The 14,661-nt window shown below is 64.0% G+C and carries 16 protein-coding genes; 4 read left to right on the top strand and 12 right to left on the bottom strand.

From position 1 onward, the window contains the following. Positions 1-36 precede the first annotated feature (36 nt). The 7 genes from QQK63_RS05795 to QQK63_RS05825 all read right to left on the bottom strand — a co-directional run bounded on the left by QQK63_RS05795 (position 37) and on the right by QQK63_RS05825 (position 7,901). Positions 37-1,899, bottom strand: coding sequence for an ABC transporter ATP-binding protein (locus tag QQK63_RS05795; protein WP_277825380.1), 1,863 nt, complete (start codon positions 1,897-1,899; stop codon positions 37-39). Beyond that, positions 1,896-3,743: an ABC transporter ATP-binding protein gene (locus QQK63_RS05800; protein ID WP_277825382.1), complete on the bottom strand. Its 1,848-nt coding sequence runs from the start codon at positions 3,741-3,743 to the stop codon at positions 1,896-1,898. Before QQK63_RS05800 ends, QQK63_RS05795 begins: the two co-directional genes overlap by 4 nt. A gap of 39 nt (positions 3,744-3,782) precedes the next feature. After that, positions 3,783-4,361: a LysE family translocator gene (locus QQK63_RS05805; RefSeq protein WP_277825384.1), complete on the bottom strand. Its 579-nt coding sequence runs from the start codon at positions 4,359-4,361 to the stop codon at positions 3,783-3,785. Positions 4,362-4,520: 159 nt separating this feature from the next. Continuing rightward, a complete protein-coding gene (locus QQK63_RS05810; protein ID WP_277825386.1) occupies positions 4,521-5,432 on the bottom strand; it encodes an ornithine cyclodeaminase family protein in 912 nt (303 codons plus the stop codon). After that, positions 5,429-6,052, bottom strand: coding sequence for an HAD family hydrolase (locus QQK63_RS05815; RefSeq protein ID WP_277825388.1), 624 nt, complete (start codon positions 6,050-6,052; stop codon positions 5,429-5,431). Before QQK63_RS05815 ends, QQK63_RS05810 begins: the two co-directional genes overlap by 4 nt. Further along, positions 6,049-6,888, bottom strand: a complete 840-nt coding sequence (gene fghA / locus QQK63_RS05820) for an S-formylglutathione hydrolase (RefSeq protein ID WP_277825390.1) — start codon at positions 6,886-6,888, stop codon at positions 6,049-6,051. The genes QQK63_RS05815 and fghA overlap by 4 nt, the downstream gene beginning before the upstream one ends. Before the next feature lie 62 nt (positions 6,889-6,950). Then, positions 6,951-7,901 carry an AEC family transporter gene (locus QQK63_RS05825; RefSeq protein ID WP_277825392.1) on the bottom strand — a complete coding sequence of 317 codons (951 nt, stop codon included), beginning with the start codon at positions 7,899-7,901 and terminating at the stop codon, positions 6,951-6,953. A gap of 123 nt (positions 7,902-8,024) precedes the next feature. On the opposite strand from QQK63_RS05825, the gene QQK63_RS05830 reads away from it, so the two are divergent. Beyond that, positions 8,025-8,642: a TetR/AcrR family transcriptional regulator gene (locus QQK63_RS05830; RefSeq protein WP_277825394.1), complete on the top strand. Its 618-nt coding sequence runs from the start codon at positions 8,025-8,027 to the stop codon at positions 8,640-8,642. 104 nt (positions 8,643-8,746) lie between these two features. Here QQK63_RS05830 and QQK63_RS05835 read toward each other — a convergent pair whose 3' ends face one another. From QQK63_RS05835 to QQK63_RS05855, 5 genes are read right to left on the bottom strand one after another with little or no spacing between them, the layout of a single operon-like run. Further along, a complete protein-coding gene (locus QQK63_RS05835; protein WP_277825396.1) occupies positions 8,747-9,463 on the bottom strand; it encodes an NYN domain-containing protein in 717 nt (238 codons plus the stop codon). Continuing rightward, positions 9,453-9,917: a hypothetical protein gene (locus QQK63_RS05840; protein ID WP_277825398.1), complete on the bottom strand. Its 465-nt coding sequence runs from the start codon at positions 9,915-9,917 to the stop codon at positions 9,453-9,455. The genes QQK63_RS05835 and QQK63_RS05840 overlap by 11 nt, the downstream gene beginning before the upstream one ends. Then, the gene (locus tag QQK63_RS05845; protein WP_277825400.1) at positions 9,886-10,380 is read right to left on the bottom strand and encodes a GNAT family N-acetyltransferase; all 495 of its coding nucleotides are present in this window, start codon (positions 10,378-10,380) and stop codon (positions 9,886-9,888) included. Before QQK63_RS05845 ends, QQK63_RS05840 begins: the two co-directional genes overlap by 32 nt. A 9-nt stretch (positions 10,381-10,389) precedes the next feature. Beyond that, complete coding sequence (locus QQK63_RS05850) at positions 10,390-10,827, bottom strand: hypothetical protein (protein ID WP_277825402.1); 438 nt, start codon at positions 10,825-10,827, stop codon at positions 10,390-10,392. 26 nt (positions 10,828-10,853) lie between these two features. Continuing rightward, positions 10,854-11,984, bottom strand: coding sequence for an S-(hydroxymethyl)glutathione dehydrogenase/class III alcohol dehydrogenase (locus tag QQK63_RS05855; RefSeq protein ID WP_277825404.1), 1,131 nt, complete (start codon positions 11,982-11,984; stop codon positions 10,854-10,856). Between the two features lie 79 nt (positions 11,985-12,063). On the opposite strand from QQK63_RS05855, the gene QQK63_RS05860 reads away from it, so the two are divergent. The 3 genes from QQK63_RS05860 to nusA all read left to right on the top strand — a co-directional run bounded on the left by QQK63_RS05860 (position 12,064) and on the right by nusA (position 14,653). Continuing rightward, positions 12,064-12,315 carry an I78 family peptidase inhibitor gene (locus QQK63_RS05860; protein WP_277825406.1) on the top strand — a complete coding sequence of 84 codons (252 nt, stop codon included), beginning with the start codon at positions 12,064-12,066 and terminating at the stop codon, positions 12,313-12,315. 166 nt (positions 12,316-12,481) lie between these two features. After that, on the top strand, positions 12,482-13,015 hold the full coding sequence (rimP, locus tag QQK63_RS05865) for a ribosome maturation factor RimP (RefSeq protein WP_277825947.1): 534 nt from the start codon (positions 12,482-12,484) through the stop codon (positions 13,013-13,015). Between the two features lie 6 nt (positions 13,016-13,021). Further along, complete coding sequence (gene nusA / locus QQK63_RS05870; RefSeq protein ID WP_277825408.1) at positions 13,022-14,653, top strand: transcription termination factor NusA; 1,632 nt, start codon at positions 13,022-13,024, stop codon at positions 14,651-14,653. Positions 14,654-14,661 lie beyond the last annotated feature (8 nt).

Here is a 14,661-nt window from a genome sequence, read left to right on the forward strand (position 1 = left end):
GGCGATGCTGCCCCGAAGCCCATCGTGCGGAAAGCCTTATTCGGCCGCGTCATTCAGACCGATGAACCCGCCCGATTGCCGGTTCCAGTAGCGCGCATAAAGCCCGCCATGCGCCAGCAGGCTGTCATGGGTCCCATCCTCGGCGATCCGTCCACGATCGAGCACGACGATCCGGTCCATTGCGGATAGGGTCGACAGCCTGTGCGCGATGGCGATCACGGTCTTTCCGTCCATCACCTGCCCCAGCGTGTCCTGAATCGCCGCCTCGACCTCGCTGTCGAGGGCGCTCGTTGCCTCGTCCAGAACCAGAACCGGCGCGTTCTTGAGGAAGGCGCGGGCAAGTGCGATCCGCTGCCGCTGGCCGCCCGACAGTTTGACACCCCGCTCGCCAAGGAAGGCACTGTAGCCCTTCCGCCCGCGATGGTCGATCAGCCCTTGAATGAACCCGTGCGCCTCCGCCCGTTCGGCGGCGGCGTGAACCTCGGCCTCCGTCGCGTCAGGACGGCCATAGAGGATGTTGTCATAGGCCGAGCGGTTGAACATCGCCGTATCTTGCGTGACCATCGCGATCTGGCGCCGCAGGCTGTCTTGCTTGATTGTCCGCACGTCGATGCCATCGAGCGTCACACGACCCGCCTCGGCATCGTAGAGGCGCAGGAGCAGCGCCACCAAGGTCGATTTCCCGGCACCCGAGGCGCCCACGATGCCGATCTTTTGCCCGGGTTCGACGACCAGATCGATGCCATCGACCCCGCCGCCGGTTTCGCGTCCATAGGCGAAACTGACGCCTTCGAAAGCGATGCGCCCCTTGGCCGCCTTTACCTCGACCGCGCCCTCGGCATCGGTCAGGTCATGGGGCGGGGTCAGCGTGCGCATCCCGTCCTCGACCTCGCCGACATTGGCGTAGATAGCCATCAGCGTGAAACTGACCCAGCCCGTCATCTGCGCGATCCGCATCGATACGGCACCCGTCGCCGCGATCTCGCCCGCCGTGACGCTGCCCATCTGCCACAGAACGACCGCCCCCAGCACCAGCGCCACCGGCAAAGCCCCCGCCGTCGCCATCAGCGCAAAGCGAAACCCGGTGGACAGGAACCCGAAATCGAGCGCGGCGTTGCGATAGCCCTTCATCGCCTCGATGGCGGTCTCATCCTCGTAATCGACGTGACCGAACAGCTTGACCGTCTTGATGTTCGTGATCGTGTCCACGATCTGCCCGGTCACATTCGCGCGCGCCGCCGCCCGTGTTTTCGACAGCTTGCGGATGCGCGGCATGAACCAACGGATCATGTAGAGGTAGCCCACCGTCCACACGAGCAGCACCAACCCGATGCGCCAATCGATGGCCGCCAGCATCACCACCGCGCCGACCAGCGTCGCAATCGCAAAGGCGCCTGCGTTGATGACCTCGGTCACCACATTCACCAGCGCGGCGGCGGTCTGCATCTGCTTTTGCGCAATGCGACCTGCGAAATCGTTGTCGAAAAAGCTGACGGCATGGCCAAGCGACCAACGGTGCAATCGGCTCTGAATCAGGGGCGCGAGGTTGGGAGGCAAAACGATCCCGTTGAACGCCGCCGAGGCCCCGAAAAACACCGGGCGCAAAAGCAGGTAGAAGGCGACATAGACCCCGATCAGCAACGCGTTTTCAGTGAAATACCCCTCGGGGCCGTTCGACAGCGCACTGTCGATCACCACACCCAAGAGCCAAGCGGACGCCACTTCCATCGCGCCGGCCAGCGCGGAAAAAAGCGTTGCAACCCAGATCACAGGCCATGCCCCGGCAAGACACCAGCGCAGAAACGGCCAAAGCGTGCGGGGCGGCGCGCCTTCGGCGGGGGCGAAGCCGTCGATCAGATTGGCCAGCCACAAAAGAATGGGGCGGAAAACACGGGTCATTCCGCGGCCTCCGTTTCGAGTCCGATGAAGCCGCCCGATTGCCGCGCCCAGAACCCGGCATAAAGCCCGCCCTTGGCCAGCAATTCGGCATGTGTGCCTTCCTCGGCGACATGGCCGCCGTCCAGCACCACGATCCGGTCCATCTGGGCGATGGTCGACAGCCGGTGCGCGATGGCGATGACCGTCTTGCCCTGCATCACGCCGTAAAGCGTGTCTTGGATCGCCGCCTCGACCTCACTGTCGAGGGCCGATGTCGCCTCGTCCAGAACAAGGATCGGCGCGTCCTTGAGGATCACGCGCGCAAGCGTCACGCGCTGGCGCTGACCGCCGGACAGTTTCACGCCGCGTTCACCGACATGGGCGTCATAGCCGCACCGGCCCTGCGGGTCCTCCAGCGTCAGGATGAAATCATGCGCCTCGGCGCGCTTGGCGGCGGCGATCATCTGATCCTCGGTCGCATCGGGGCGACCGTACAAGATGTTGTCGCGGACCGAGCGATGAAGGAGCGAGCTGTCTTGCTGCACCATGCCGATCTCGCGGCGCAAACTGTCTTGGGTCACGCCACGGATATCCTGCCCGTCGATCAGGATGCGCCCTTCCTCTACGTCGTAGAAGCGCAGGAGCAGTTTGACGATCGTGGACTTGCCCGCGCCCGACCGCCCAACAAGCCCCAGTTTCTCGCCCGGTCGGATCGTCAGGCTGACCCTGTCCAGCCCGCCCGCGCCGCGTCCGTAATGATGGCTTACGGCGTCAAAGGTGATCTCGCCCTGCGCCATTTTCAGCGGCTTTGCATCGCTGGCATCGGTCAAAGTGATCGGTTCGGCAATCGTCTCCATTCCCTCGGCCACCACGCCGAGCGAGCGGAAAAGCGTCGAAACGGCCCACATGATCCAGCCCGTCATCGCGTTGAGCCGCAGCGTCAGAGCCGTTGCCGCCGCAACCGCGCCAACCGAAGCCGCGCCGACCGACCACAGCCAGATGGCCCAACCGACGACCGCAACGATCAAGAACCCGTTCAGCGCCGTCAACGCCACGTCCATGATGGTGAAAAGCCGCATTTCGCGCCCGAAGGTCTGGCGCGTTTCCTCGATCGCTTCCTTGGCATAGGCGATTTCGCGGTCATGATGGGCGAACAGCTTGACCGAATGGATGTTGGTGTAGCTGTCCACCACGCGCCCCGTTGTCATCGACCGCGCATCCGCGCTGGCCTTGGACGCCGGCCCAATGCGGATGATCGTCCAGCGCAGCAGCAGACCATAAAGTGCGAACCAGGCCACAAGCGGGATCGCGAGCCGCAGATCGGCATCGGCCAGCAGGATCGCAGCCCCGACCAGATAGGCGAGCGAAAAGGTGATGGCATCGAAGATCTGGAAGATCGCGTCGCCCGCGCTGCCCGGTGTCTGCATGATCCGGTTCGCGATCCGGCCTGCGAAATCGTTCTCGAACCAGCCGACGGACTGGCGCAGCACCTGCCTGTGCGCGCGCCAGCGGATCAGCGCGCCGAATTGCGGCAAGATGGAATTGTTCAGAAGCGCCACGTCGATGCCTTGGATCAGCGGGCGCAGCGTCAGGATGAAGATCGCGGCTGCGATCAATTCCCAACCATGCGCGGCCAGCACGCTGGCCGGATCGCCGTTCGACATCAGGTCGACGACACGACCCATGTACCAGATCAGCCCGATTTCGACGACGGCAACGAAGACGGACATGATGGCCGTCAGCGCGAATACCCGTTTGAACGGCTGCGAATACACCCACAGGAACGGCCAGAGCCGACGCGGCGGCGCGTCGGTTTCCTCATAGGCCGTATAGGGATCGACCAGATTTTCGAAGAAGCGGAACATGGGGGCTTTCGATCCTGAACCCCTGATATAGGCCGCAGATCAGAGAAAGACCATGACAGCAGAGGCGCCAAGACCCGCAGCCATGACACGGGCGAAGATCCGCCATGCAAGCGGCGTGGTCAGAAGTATCGCCAAAAGCGACCCCGCCCACGACCAGAACAAGCAGACGAAGAGGTTGAGACCGGCAAAGGCCAAGGCAAGGCGCTGTGCCTCGCCCCAAGGTGTCAGGCCGGCGGCATACCCCGAGGCCGCAGCAAGCGCCACGGCCCAGACCTTGGGATTGACCCACTGGAACAAGATCGCCTCCAGCATGGTGAAGGGTCGCGCGCCCGAGCTCGCGCCGCCCGCTGCCGAAGACCGCCAGAGTGACAGCGCCATCCATCCGATCCATAGCGCCGCCGCGATCTTGAGGGCCAGTGCCAAGGCCGGTTGCGCAAGAAGCAGGGCAGCGATGCCCAACCCGGTCAGGCCCGCCGTGATGCCGACGCCCAGTGCTACGCCCAGAACATGCGGAAGCGTCGCGCGGAACCCGAACCGCGCGCCCGAGGCGGTCAGCAAGATGACATTGGGACCGGGGCTGAAAAGACCAAGGAAAACGAAAGGATAAAGCGGGTCCAAGGCGCGCTCCGAACAAGGGCTGGCGCGACGTGATGGCCGCGGGCGGCGATTGTCAAGCGGCGCGCGCTTGGGCCTTTCGGGTCCGATCGGTCAACCTGACGAACTGCTGGTGCGAAGGGTCGGCACGGCCGCATCGCCGCTCCGACCGGTCGCCAGAACCTACCCCACGCTGTCGAGGATATAACGCGCCACCATCAGGTCCAGATGCGCGCCGCCGCCATTCTTGAACAGCGTGATTTCCGTGTCGGACCGCCGCGCGAAGCGACCAGAGGGCAGATCGTAATAATCCGCCAGAACATCGCTCTCGGTGATCGCGCCGGATGCCAGCGGGATCTTCAGTTCGCCGATATGGCCGATGGTCGTGTCCCGGCTGTCGACGAAGATCCGGGCCCGTTGCAACGCACGATCATCCGTTTCGCGCATATCCGGACGATAGGCGCCGATCAGGTCCAGATGCTGACCCGGCTGCAACCAGTCGCCGTAGATCACGGGCGCGGTGGACATCGTGGCGCAGGTGATGATGTCGGCCCCTTTCACCGCCTCCTCCAGGTTATGAACCTGCTCGGTGTCGGGGAATTCGGTCAGCAACCGCTCTTCGCACAGGGGGCTGCGGTTCCAGATCCAGAACTGCGCCTGCGGAAAGGCCGCGCCATAAGCTTGTCGCAGCGACCGGCCCACCGTGCCCGCGCCGACGATCAAGATCACGCGGCTGTCGGGGCGGGCGAGGATACGGGCGGCGCACAGACTGTCGCCTGCCGTCTTCCATTTGGTCAGCAGGTGGAAATCCACGATGGCCGCCAGCGTTCCGTCGGTGTCGGAATAGACCGCAGCCGAGCCGTTGACGGCAGGTTTGTCGATATCCTTGTTGCCCGGAAAGATCGTCGCCGTCTTGACCAACTGGCCCAGACCATCGATCCACGCTGCCCGGCTCAGCAGCGTGTCCTGTCCCCGGTACAAAAAGATATCCGCGATCTCGGCCTTGGGCAGGCGATGCCCCACCTCGATCGCCTTGCACAAGGCCAGCCAATCCAGCCGCGCCTCGGCCTCGGGTCCGATCATCTGCACCGTCATGTCACCGCCTCCGCCTCGGGCAACAGCCCCGCCGCGACCAGCCGCGCGGCCCAGCCTTCGGGACCTTCGAAAAGATGCGTCTGCCAGCCGCGCGCCGCCGCCGCCGCGATGTTGTCCGGACGGTCATCGGCAAACAAAAGCGCGCCGGGGGCGATGCCGGTGTCGCGCTCGAGCCTTTCGTAGATCGCCGGGTCAGGCTTCATCACGCCCAAATGGCCCGAGATGAATTCGGCGTCGAATTCGTTCAGAAAATCATAGACGCCTTGCGCGATCTGGTAGGTATCGACACCGAAATTCGACAGGGCAAAGACAGGTATCCCCCGCGCCCGCAAGTTCCTGAGCAACGCGACCGAACCGGGGATCGCGGGGCTGCACATCTCGACCCAGCCCTCGCGCCACGCAAGGATCTCGGGGCGCCAGTCTGGATGGGCGGTCGCCATCGCCTCCACCTCTGCGGCGAATGGCGCGCCAAGATCGACGCGCAGGTTCATCGCATGCAGATCGACCTGCGCAAACAGCGCCTTGCGCCGCTCGGGCCCGATCAGCCCATCGTAATGGCGTTCGGGGTGCCATTCGACAAGCACGTTGCCGATGTCGAAAACCACGGCTTCGGGCGTCATGCGCGCACCCCGTAAAGCGCCTCTGCGTGAAAGGTCACGTGATCCTCCATGAAGCTCGAGACGAAATAATAGCTGTGATCGTACCCCGGCTGCAGGCGCAGGGTGGCATGCTGGCGGCGGGCCGCCATCGCCTCGGCCAGAACTTCGGTCCTGAGCAGATCCGCGAACTGATCCGCCGTGCCTGTGTCGATCAGGATCGGCCCGGCGAACCCGCGTTCCCGCATCAGGCGGCTCGCGTCATGCGCCTCCCACAAGGCGGTATTGGAACCCAGATAGGCGGTGAACTGCTTCTGGCCCCAATCGCTGTCCATCGGGTTGCAGATCGGCGCAAAGGCCGAGACGCTGGCGAACCGCTCGGGGTGATGCATGGCGATGGTCAGCGCGCCATGCCCGCCCATGGAATGCCCGGTGATCGCCTGCCGCGCCTCGTCCAACGCAAAGCGGTGGAACAAGGCTTGGGGCAATTCTTCGGTGATGTAGCTCCACATCTGGAAATGCTCGGCCCACGGGTCTTGGACCGCGTTCAGGTAGAACCCTGCCCCCTGCCCCAGATCATAGGCGGCATCGTCGGGCACGCCCGGCCCGCGCGGACTGGTATCGGGAAAAACCAGCGCGATGCCCTGTTCGGCGGCCCATTGCTGGGCGCCCGCCTTTTCCATCGCATTGGCATGTGTGCAGGTCAGCCCCGACAGGTACCACAAGACGGGCACCGGCCCATCCTCCGCCTCGGTGGGCAGGAACAGGCCGAATGTCATGTCGGTTCCCGTCGCCTCCGAGGCATGGCGGTAGACGCCCTGTGTGCCGTCGAAACACCGGTTTTCCGAGATCGTTTCCATCGCGCCCTCCTGTCGCCGCCCGCTCAAGCCGTAGCGCGGCCCTGCCCCCCACCGCAAGCGGATCAGCCCCCCGGCACGATCCCGGCCATGCCCGACACCCACGCGATCACTGCCGAAACGGTCAGGATGCTGAGCGCGGTGGAAATCAGGATCGAGGCCGAGACGCGCTGCGGCGCAACCCCGTAGTGCTGCGCAAGGATATAGACATTGCCCGCCACCGGCAGGGAGGACGCCGCGATCATCACGGCGGCATCGAAGGTGTCGACCGGAAACAGCCACAAGGCTGCAAAGGCCACGGCCAGAGGATGCAGGACCAGCTTGCAGAAACTGAGCCAGCCCGCGACCTGGATCCGTTCCGCCGATTTCCCCGCAAGCGATGCGCCGATGGCAAAAAGCGCCCCGGGCGTCGCCGCCGCTCCGAGGATGCCCAGAAACTCGTTCACCGGGCCGGGCACCACCCATCCTGTCCCCGACCAGGCCAGCCCAAGGGTCATCGACACGATCATCGGGTTCTTCACGAGGCCCAAGCCCACCGTCCGCAAGATGCCGAGCGACATCCGCCCGTCCCGGCTGCCTGTGATCAGGATCACGATGAGCGAGGAGAATACGATCAGGTCCAGCGACAGAACCATCAGGACCGGGCCCGCCGCTGCCTCACCCATCAGCACGATCAGCATGGGCACACCCAGAAAGCCGGTATTGCCGATCACGGCACACTGCGCCTCGACAGCCGCCTCCTCGATCGAGCGGCGGCGCAAAAAGGCCACGGCGGTGGCGATGGCATAGACCACGAAACAGCCCCAGAGATAGGCCGCCACGAACCACCAATCGAAGATCTCGGCCAAGGACAGGTTGGCGGCAAAGCGGAACAGCATCGCCGAAAGCGCGAAATAGAATACGAATTTCGTCAAATAAGCCGCCGCCTCGGCCGTGAAGAACCCGGATCGGCAGGCTTGGTAGCCCAGCCCGATCAGGGCAAAGAACGGCAACGTCTTGAGAAAGATCTCGATCATGCGCCTTGGCTAATCCGCGCCCCTGTCAGAGTCCATGGTGCGAAAGCCGCGGGTGCCGGCGCGAAGTCCTTGCCGCAACTGAACCGGATGGTTTACATTGTCACGACAAGCGGGGGGACGCAGATGAACGCCGAGGCGCAGATCAAGAAGGGGCGCAAGTTCGACCAAGTGGTCGAAGGCGCGCGCAGCGTGTTCCTCCGCGAAGGCTACGAAGGCGCCAGCGTGGACGAGATCGCGCGTGACGCCGGCGTCTCCAAGGCGACGCTCTACAGCTACTTTCCCGACAAGCAGCACCTGTTCCTCGCCGTGCTCGAAATCGAATGCGCCCAACAGGCCGAGGTCGATTTCCTGATGGATTCTGGCGAATTGAGCGTCGAGGAAACATTGCACGGGATCTGCACCGCGCTCATCACCTTCATCCTGTCGCGCTTTGGGCAGGACATGTTCCGCGTCTGCGTCGCCGAGGCGCAGCGCTTTCCCGACCTGGGGCGCACCTTCTATGACAGTGGCCCGAAGAAATGGGGGCGCAAGATCGCCCAATATCTGGACAGTCCCAAGGCCCGCGCCATGCTCGACATCGAGGATACCGCGCTGGCCGCCGATCAGCTGGCACAGCTCTGTCGCGCCGACCTGATGCTCAAGGTTCTCTTCGGGATCGAGAAAGACCCGCAAGGGGCGGAAATCGACCGCGTGGCTGCCGAAGCCGTGAAAACTTTCCTCGCCCGTTACCGCAGGGCCTGACACCTCAACCGATCATCAAGGTTAACGGCCCTCTTCATCTTGGCCCGAAAACTCCGGGGGGGCCGCCCGGAACGGGCGGCGGGGGCAGAGCCCCCCTCCACGCCTCAATCCAGCCGACGCACGAGCAGCTGGTTGCCCGCGCCGCGCTTGACTTCCAGCATCTTCAGGCTTTGCACGAGGTCCGACAGCTTGCGCTTGCCATAGGTGCGCGTGTCGAAATCGGGATTGGCGGCAGTGATGAACTGGCCGATCTGGCCCAGCGAATACCAGTCGTCATCCTGTTCGATACCGTCCATGGCGCGAAAGATCAGGTCGCGCGCCTCCGTCAGGGGCAGCTTGTCGGGGCTCTTTCCCTCCGACTTCTCGTCCTTGGGATCGGCGGGCAGGATGTTCTCGACAAAGATGAACCGTTTGCAGGCCCGGCGGAACGCTTCGGGCGTCTTTTGCTGACCGATGCCGTAGACCTCCAGCCCCTGTTCGCGCAGACGCTGTGCCAACCGAGTGAAATCGCTGTCGGAACTGACCAGGACGAAGCCGTCGAACCGACCGGTGTGCATCAGATCCATCGCGTCGATCACCAGCGCGATGTCGCTCGCGTTCTTGCCCACCGTATTTGCAGGCTGGTGATGCGGCACGATGCCGAATTCGGCCTGCACCGCCGACCACCCCTTCATGTGCGTCGAGGAGAAATCTCCGTAGATCCGCCTTACGCTGGCCTCGCCGAAACCCGCGATCTCGTCGAAGATCGCGCGCGCATGCTTGTGGCTGGTGTTGTCGGCGTCGATCAGGACCGCGAGAAGCGGTGTCTTGTCATTGGCCATCGGGAAATACCTCCGGCCCCAGCCTGTCACATCGTGCCCGCCCCTGCCAGAGCGCACGCAGCGCCTCGCCCCGGGCGGCATTCGTGTCGGGCAAATAAAGGGTGCCGGTATCATTCACGGCCTCGACCCGCGTCTCCAACAGGACATGACCGCAAAGGCTTATGATGAAGGGGCCGCCCATGGCTTGCCCGGTCAGGGCCGCAAGCGTCGATGCCGCCTCGGGGGTCAGGCGCAGGAAGATATCGGTGATCCCGCCGCTTTCGGACAATTCCACCGCCAGGATATCCCATGGGTGCAGGGCGATATCCTGTCCGGCCAATGAATATGTCACGACAGGATCGGGAGGATCCAGCGCACGCAGGTTTTCGGTGGCGGTCTGACCCTCTGCCGCGAACGGCACGAACAGGACAAGGGCCAGCGCCCTAGACAAGGGATCGGAACATGACCAGCGCATCGACATATCCCTCGGTCGGGTGGTGAAACGCTGCAGGCAGACGGCCCACGGTCTCGAATCCCGCGCGGTCCCAAGTCTCGATCGCGCGGGTGTTGGTGGAGACCACGAAATTGTATTGCATCGCGCGGTAGCCGCGCGCGCGGCCCTGATCCAGTGAATGGGCCAACATGGCGCGCGCGATGCCTTTGCCCCGTGCATCGGGCGCGGTGATGTAGCCGCAATTGCAGACATGCGCGCCGCCCCCGCCTTGGTTGGGGCGGAGGTAATAGGTGCCCATCACCATGCCGCCAAGCTCCGCCATGAAGGTCGTCTTGTCCGGGGACAGCCAATACTCCACCGCAGCTTCGGCCGTTATCGCGGGGTCGATGGCATAGGTGTCGCCCGCCCGGAATACCGGCAGGATCAGGGCAGCAATCGCCCCGGCATCGGCGCGGCCCGCTTCACGGATCGTCGGGTCGGGCATGGGGGCGACCTACTTGGTGCCGCCACCGAGTGTACCGCCACCCAGCGTGGTGCCGCCGCCCGCGGCGGGCGTGCCGCCCCCCGCCACGACCTCGTCCCAGATGTCGCCCAGACGGTCGGCGATCAATTCGCGGGCATCGCTGTCGTCATCGGTGTTGTGGATCACGAGAAACGGCGCGACGAATCCCGCTTCGTCGGGGCAGATGAACAGTGCATCGACCACCTCGCCGCGCAGGTCGTAGCCGCCCACGGTCCAGTCCGACCGGCCGGTAAAGCCGGGCGCGCCGAACCGGTTGCGGTACGTCTCGATGGTGACCTCGGCGTAGCTCATGCAGATGTCGCGGGTGTTGACCGCGTTGAAATCGATCACCGACCAGCCTTCGGCCGAGGCCGCCGAACCGATCCCTACCGCGAGGCAAAGCCCGCAACCCCATGCTTTTGCCGTCATAATCGGTCTCCTTTCACCTGTGACCCTCAGTAAACTACAACCGACCTGATCGACTTGCCTTCGTGCATCAGGTCGAAGGCGGTGTTTATCTCATCGAGCGGCATCTTGTGCGTGATCATGCTGTCGATCTCGATCTTTCCGTCCATGTACCAGTCGACGAATTTCGGCACATCGGTGCGGCCCTTGGCCCCGCCGAACGCCGTGCCTTTCCAGACGCGGCCCGTGACCAGCTGGAAGGGGCGGGTCGAAATCTCGGCCCCGGCGGGGGCGACCCCGATGATGACCGACACGCCCCAGCCACGATGCGAACACTCGAGCGCATCGCGCATTACCTTCACGTTGCCGGTGGCATCGAATGAATAATCCACGCCGCCGATCTGATCGGCCCCGCGCTTGGTCAGGTTGACGATTTCCTGCACCACGGATCCTTCGATTTTGGACGGGTTGACGAAATGGGTCATCCCGAACTTGCGCGCCATCTCCGCCTTGCCGTCGTTCAGATCGACGCCGATGATCATGTCCGCGCCCGCCATCCGCAGGCCCTGGATCACGTTCAACCCGATCCCGCCCAAGCCGAAGACGGCGGCAGTCGATCCGATCTCGACGCCCGCGGTGTTGATCACCGCACCGATACCGGTGGTCACACCGCAGCCGATGTAACAGATCTTGTCGAAGGGCGCGTCCTCGCGAACCTTGGCCAGCGCGATCTCGGGCATCACCGTGTGATTGGCGAAGGTCGAACAGCCCATGTAGTGATAGATCGGCGTCCCATCGAGCATCGAGAACCGCGTGGTCCCGTCGGGCATCAGGCCCTGGCCCTGGGTGTTACGGATGGCGGTGCAGAGGTTTGTCTTGCCCGACAGGCACGACGGGCACTGCCGACATTCCGGCGTATAGAGCGGAATGACATGATCGCCCGGCTTGAGGGTGGTCACGCCCTCGCCCACTTCCAGCACCACGCCCGCACCCTCGTGCCCGAGGATGGACGGAAACAGCCCCTCGGGGTCCGCGCCCGAGCGGGTGAATTCATCGGTGTGGCAGATGCCCGTGGCCTTGATCTCGACCAGAACCTCGCCCGCCTTGGGACCGTCGAGATTGACCTCCATGATTTCAAGCGGCTTGCCCGCTTCCAATGCGACGGCGGCACGAGTGCGCATGATCTGTCCCTCTCCCATGATCTTGTGTTCGTGCGACCTTGAGACAATCTGGTGGGCAGCGCAACGGAGGATAAACCCCATGAGATTGCTGATCTGCCTGATCCTCGCGATCCTGCCGGTCGCGGCGCAAGCCGGGTCCGAGGATACCTGCGGCGCCTCGGGATTTCAGGGTCTTGTCGGACAAACGGCCGAGATCGCCCGCCTGCTGGACCTCGATATGCCCCTGCGCGTCATCGAGCCGGGCATGGCCGTGACGATGGATTTTCGCCCGGATCGGATCAACTTCGAGATCGATGACGAGGGGCGCATCATGGTGGTCCGTTGCGGGTGACTTGCGCCGCCCCGCGATTCCCCCTATATCGCCTTCAACAGCGGCGCCCCCGGGTCCACACCGGATGGCACCACCGGACAAGTTCGACGGGCCGCGCGGCCCGTTTTTTCGTTTCTGGAGACCCGTTTTGTCGGAGCTGATCGCCAAGACCGCCATCGACCGGCGCATGGCCGAAATCCTGACCCCCGTGATCGAGGGGATGGGATTCGAGCTGGTGCGCATCCGTCTGATGGGCGGTCAGACCAAGACCTTGCAGATCATGGCCGAACGCCCCGGCGGCGGGATCGAGGTGGATGAATGCGCCCAGATTTCCACCGCCGTCAGCGCGGTTCTGGATGTCGAGGATCCGCTTGAGGATGCCTACACGCTCGAAGTCTCTAGCCCCGGCATCGACCGCCCGCTGACCCGGCTCAAGGATTTCGAGACCTTCGAAGGTTACGAGGCACGGATCGAGACGACCGAAATGATCGACGGACGCCGCCGCTTCAAGGGTGTCTTGGCCGGCGTCGAAGGCGACGAGGTTCTGCTGAACATCGAGGAAGGCACCGTGGGGCTGCATTTCGACTGGCTGTCGGATGCCAAGCTGGTCCTGACCGACGAGTTGATCAAAGAAATGCTGCGCCAGCGGAAGGCCGCCGGCATCATCGACGAAACCCAGTTTGACGACATCGAGGAAGAGTCCTCGGAGGCGGAGGAGTAACGCACAATGGCCATCACGTCAGCCAACCAGCTGGAACTGTTGCAGACCGCCGAGGCCGTGGCCCGCGAAAAGATGATCGACCCGTCGCTGGTCATCGAGGCGATGGAAGAGAGCCTCGCCCGTGCCGCCAAGTCGCGCTACGGTGCCGAACTGGATATCCGCGTCGCCATCGACCGCAAGACCGGGCGCGCACGATTTACCCGTGTGCGCACCGTTGTCGCAGATGACGAGGTCGAGAACGAAAAGGCGCAGCTGACGGTCGCACAGGCCAAGCCCTATCTCGAGGATCCCAAGGTCGGCGACACGATCATCGACGAGATCCCGCCGGTCGAACTGGGCCGGATCGCGGCGCAATCGGCCAAGCAGGTGATCTTGCAGAAGGTGCGCGAAGCCGAGCGCGACCGCCAGTACGAGGAATTCAAGGACCGCGCAGGCACCATCATCAACGGTATCGTCAAGCGCGAGGAATACGGCAACGTCATCGTCGACGTCGGCCGGGGCGAGGGCGTTCTGCGCCGCAACGAAAAGATCGGCCGCGAAGCGTATCGCAACGGCGACCGCATCCGCTGCTACATCAAGGATGTGCGCCGCGAACCGCGCGGCCCGCAGATCTTCCTGTCGCGGACGGCACCCGAATTCATGGCCGAATTGTTCAAGATGGAAGTGCCCGAGATCTATGACGGCATCATCGAGATCAAGGCCGTGGCCCGCGATCCCGGGTCGCGCGCCAAGATCGGCGTGATTTCCTACGACAGCTCCATCGACCCCGTGGGCGCCTGCGTCGGCATGCGCGGCAGCCGCGTCCAGGCGGTGGTGAACGAGCTTCAGGGCGAAAAGATCGACATCATTCCGTGGAACGAGGATCCCGCGACCTTCCTCGTGAACGCCCTGCAGCCGGCCGAAGTCACCAAGGTGGTGATCGACGAGGATGCCGAGCGGATCGAGGTCGTGGTTCCCGACGAGCAGCTGTCGCTGGCGATCGGGCGGCGCGGCCAGAACGTGCGGCTTGCCAGCCAGCTGACGGGTCTCGATATCGACATCCTGACCGAGGAAGAGGAATCCAAGCGCCGTCAGGCCGAGTTCGAGGAGCGCACCAAGCTGTTTGTCGATACGCTGGATCTGGACGAATTCTTCGCCCAGCTGCTGGTGTCCGAAGGCTTCACCTCGCTCGAGGAAGTGGCCTATGTCGACATGGACGAATTGTTGGTGATCGACGGCGTCGACGACAGCACCGCCGAGGAATTGCAGGCACGCGCCCGCGATTACCTCGAGGAGCAGAACAAGCAGGCGCTGGAAAAGGCACGCGGTCTCGGTGTCGAGGATGCGTTGATTGATTTCGAGGGCCTGACACCCCAGATGCTGGTGGCACTGGGCGAAGACGGCATCAAGACGCTGGAAGATTTCGCCACCTGCGCCGACTGGGAACTGGCCGGCGGCTGGACCACGGTCGATGGGGCCCGCGTCAAGGACACCGGCCTGCTCGAGCCCTTCGACGTCAGCCTCGAGGAAGCGCAGAACATGGTCATGACCGCCCGCGTCAAGCTGGGCTGGGTGTCCATCGAAGAACTCGAGGCGCAGGCCGCCGCCGAACGCGGCGAGACCGATGACGAGGATGAAGACGAGGAGGTGGAGGGCTGAGGCCCTCT

This window comes from Roseicyclus marinus, from assembly GCF_030163795.1.
Classification (GTDB): domain Bacteria; phylum Pseudomonadota; class Alphaproteobacteria; order Rhodobacterales; family Rhodobacteraceae; genus Roseicyclus; species Roseicyclus marinus.

Excerpts from the sequence above, each read along its gene's own strand:
- QQK63_RS05795 (WP_277825380.1), bottom strand. The coding sequence starts at position 1,899 with ATGACCCGTGTTTTCCGCCCCATTCTTTTGTGGCTGGCCAATCTGATC.
- QQK63_RS05800 (WP_277825382.1), bottom strand. The coding sequence starts at position 3,743 with ATGTTCCGCTTCTTCGAAAATCTGGTCGATCCCTATACGGCCTATGAG.
- QQK63_RS05810 (WP_277825386.1), bottom strand. The coding sequence starts at position 5,432 with ATGACGGTGCAGATGATCGGACCCGAGGCCGAGGCGCGGCTGGATTGG.
- QQK63_RS05815 (WP_277825388.1), bottom strand. The coding sequence starts at position 6,052 with ATGACGCCCGAAGCCGTGGTTTTCGACATCGGCAACGTGCTTGTCGAA.
- fghA (WP_277825390.1), bottom strand. The coding sequence starts at position 6,888 with ATGGAAACGATCTCGGAAAACCGGTGTTTCGACGGCACACAGGGCGTC.
- QQK63_RS05825 (WP_277825392.1), bottom strand. The coding sequence starts at position 7,901 with ATGATCGAGATCTTTCTCAAGACGTTGCCGTTCTTTGCCCTGATCGGG.
- QQK63_RS05830 (WP_277825394.1), top strand. The coding sequence starts at position 8,025 with ATGAACGCCGAGGCGCAGATCAAGAAGGGGCGCAAGTTCGACCAAGTG.
- QQK63_RS05835 (WP_277825396.1), bottom strand. The coding sequence starts at position 9,463 with ATGGCCAATGACAAGACACCGCTTCTCGCGGTCCTGATCGACGCCGAC.
- QQK63_RS05840 (WP_277825398.1), bottom strand. The coding sequence starts at position 9,917 with ATGCGCTGGTCATGTTCCGATCCCTTGTCTAGGGCGCTGGCCCTTGTC.
- QQK63_RS05845 (WP_277825400.1), bottom strand. The coding sequence starts at position 10,380 with ATGCCCGACCCGACGATCCGTGAAGCGGGCCGCGCCGATGCCGGGGCG.
- QQK63_RS05850 (WP_277825402.1), bottom strand. The coding sequence starts at position 10,827 with ATGACGGCAAAAGCATGGGGTTGCGGGCTTTGCCTCGCGGTAGGGATC.
- QQK63_RS05855 (WP_277825404.1), bottom strand. The coding sequence starts at position 11,984 with ATGCGCACTCGTGCCGCCGTCGCATTGGAAGCGGGCAAGCCGCTTGAA.
- QQK63_RS05860 (WP_277825406.1), top strand. The coding sequence starts at position 12,064 with ATGAGATTGCTGATCTGCCTGATCCTCGCGATCCTGCCGGTCGCGGCG.
- rimP (WP_277825947.1), top strand. The coding sequence starts at position 12,482 with ATGGCCGAAATCCTGACCCCCGTGATCGAGGGGATGGGATTCGAGCTG.
- nusA (WP_277825408.1), top strand. The coding sequence starts at position 13,022 with ATGGCCATCACGTCAGCCAACCAGCTGGAACTGTTGCAGACCGCCGAG.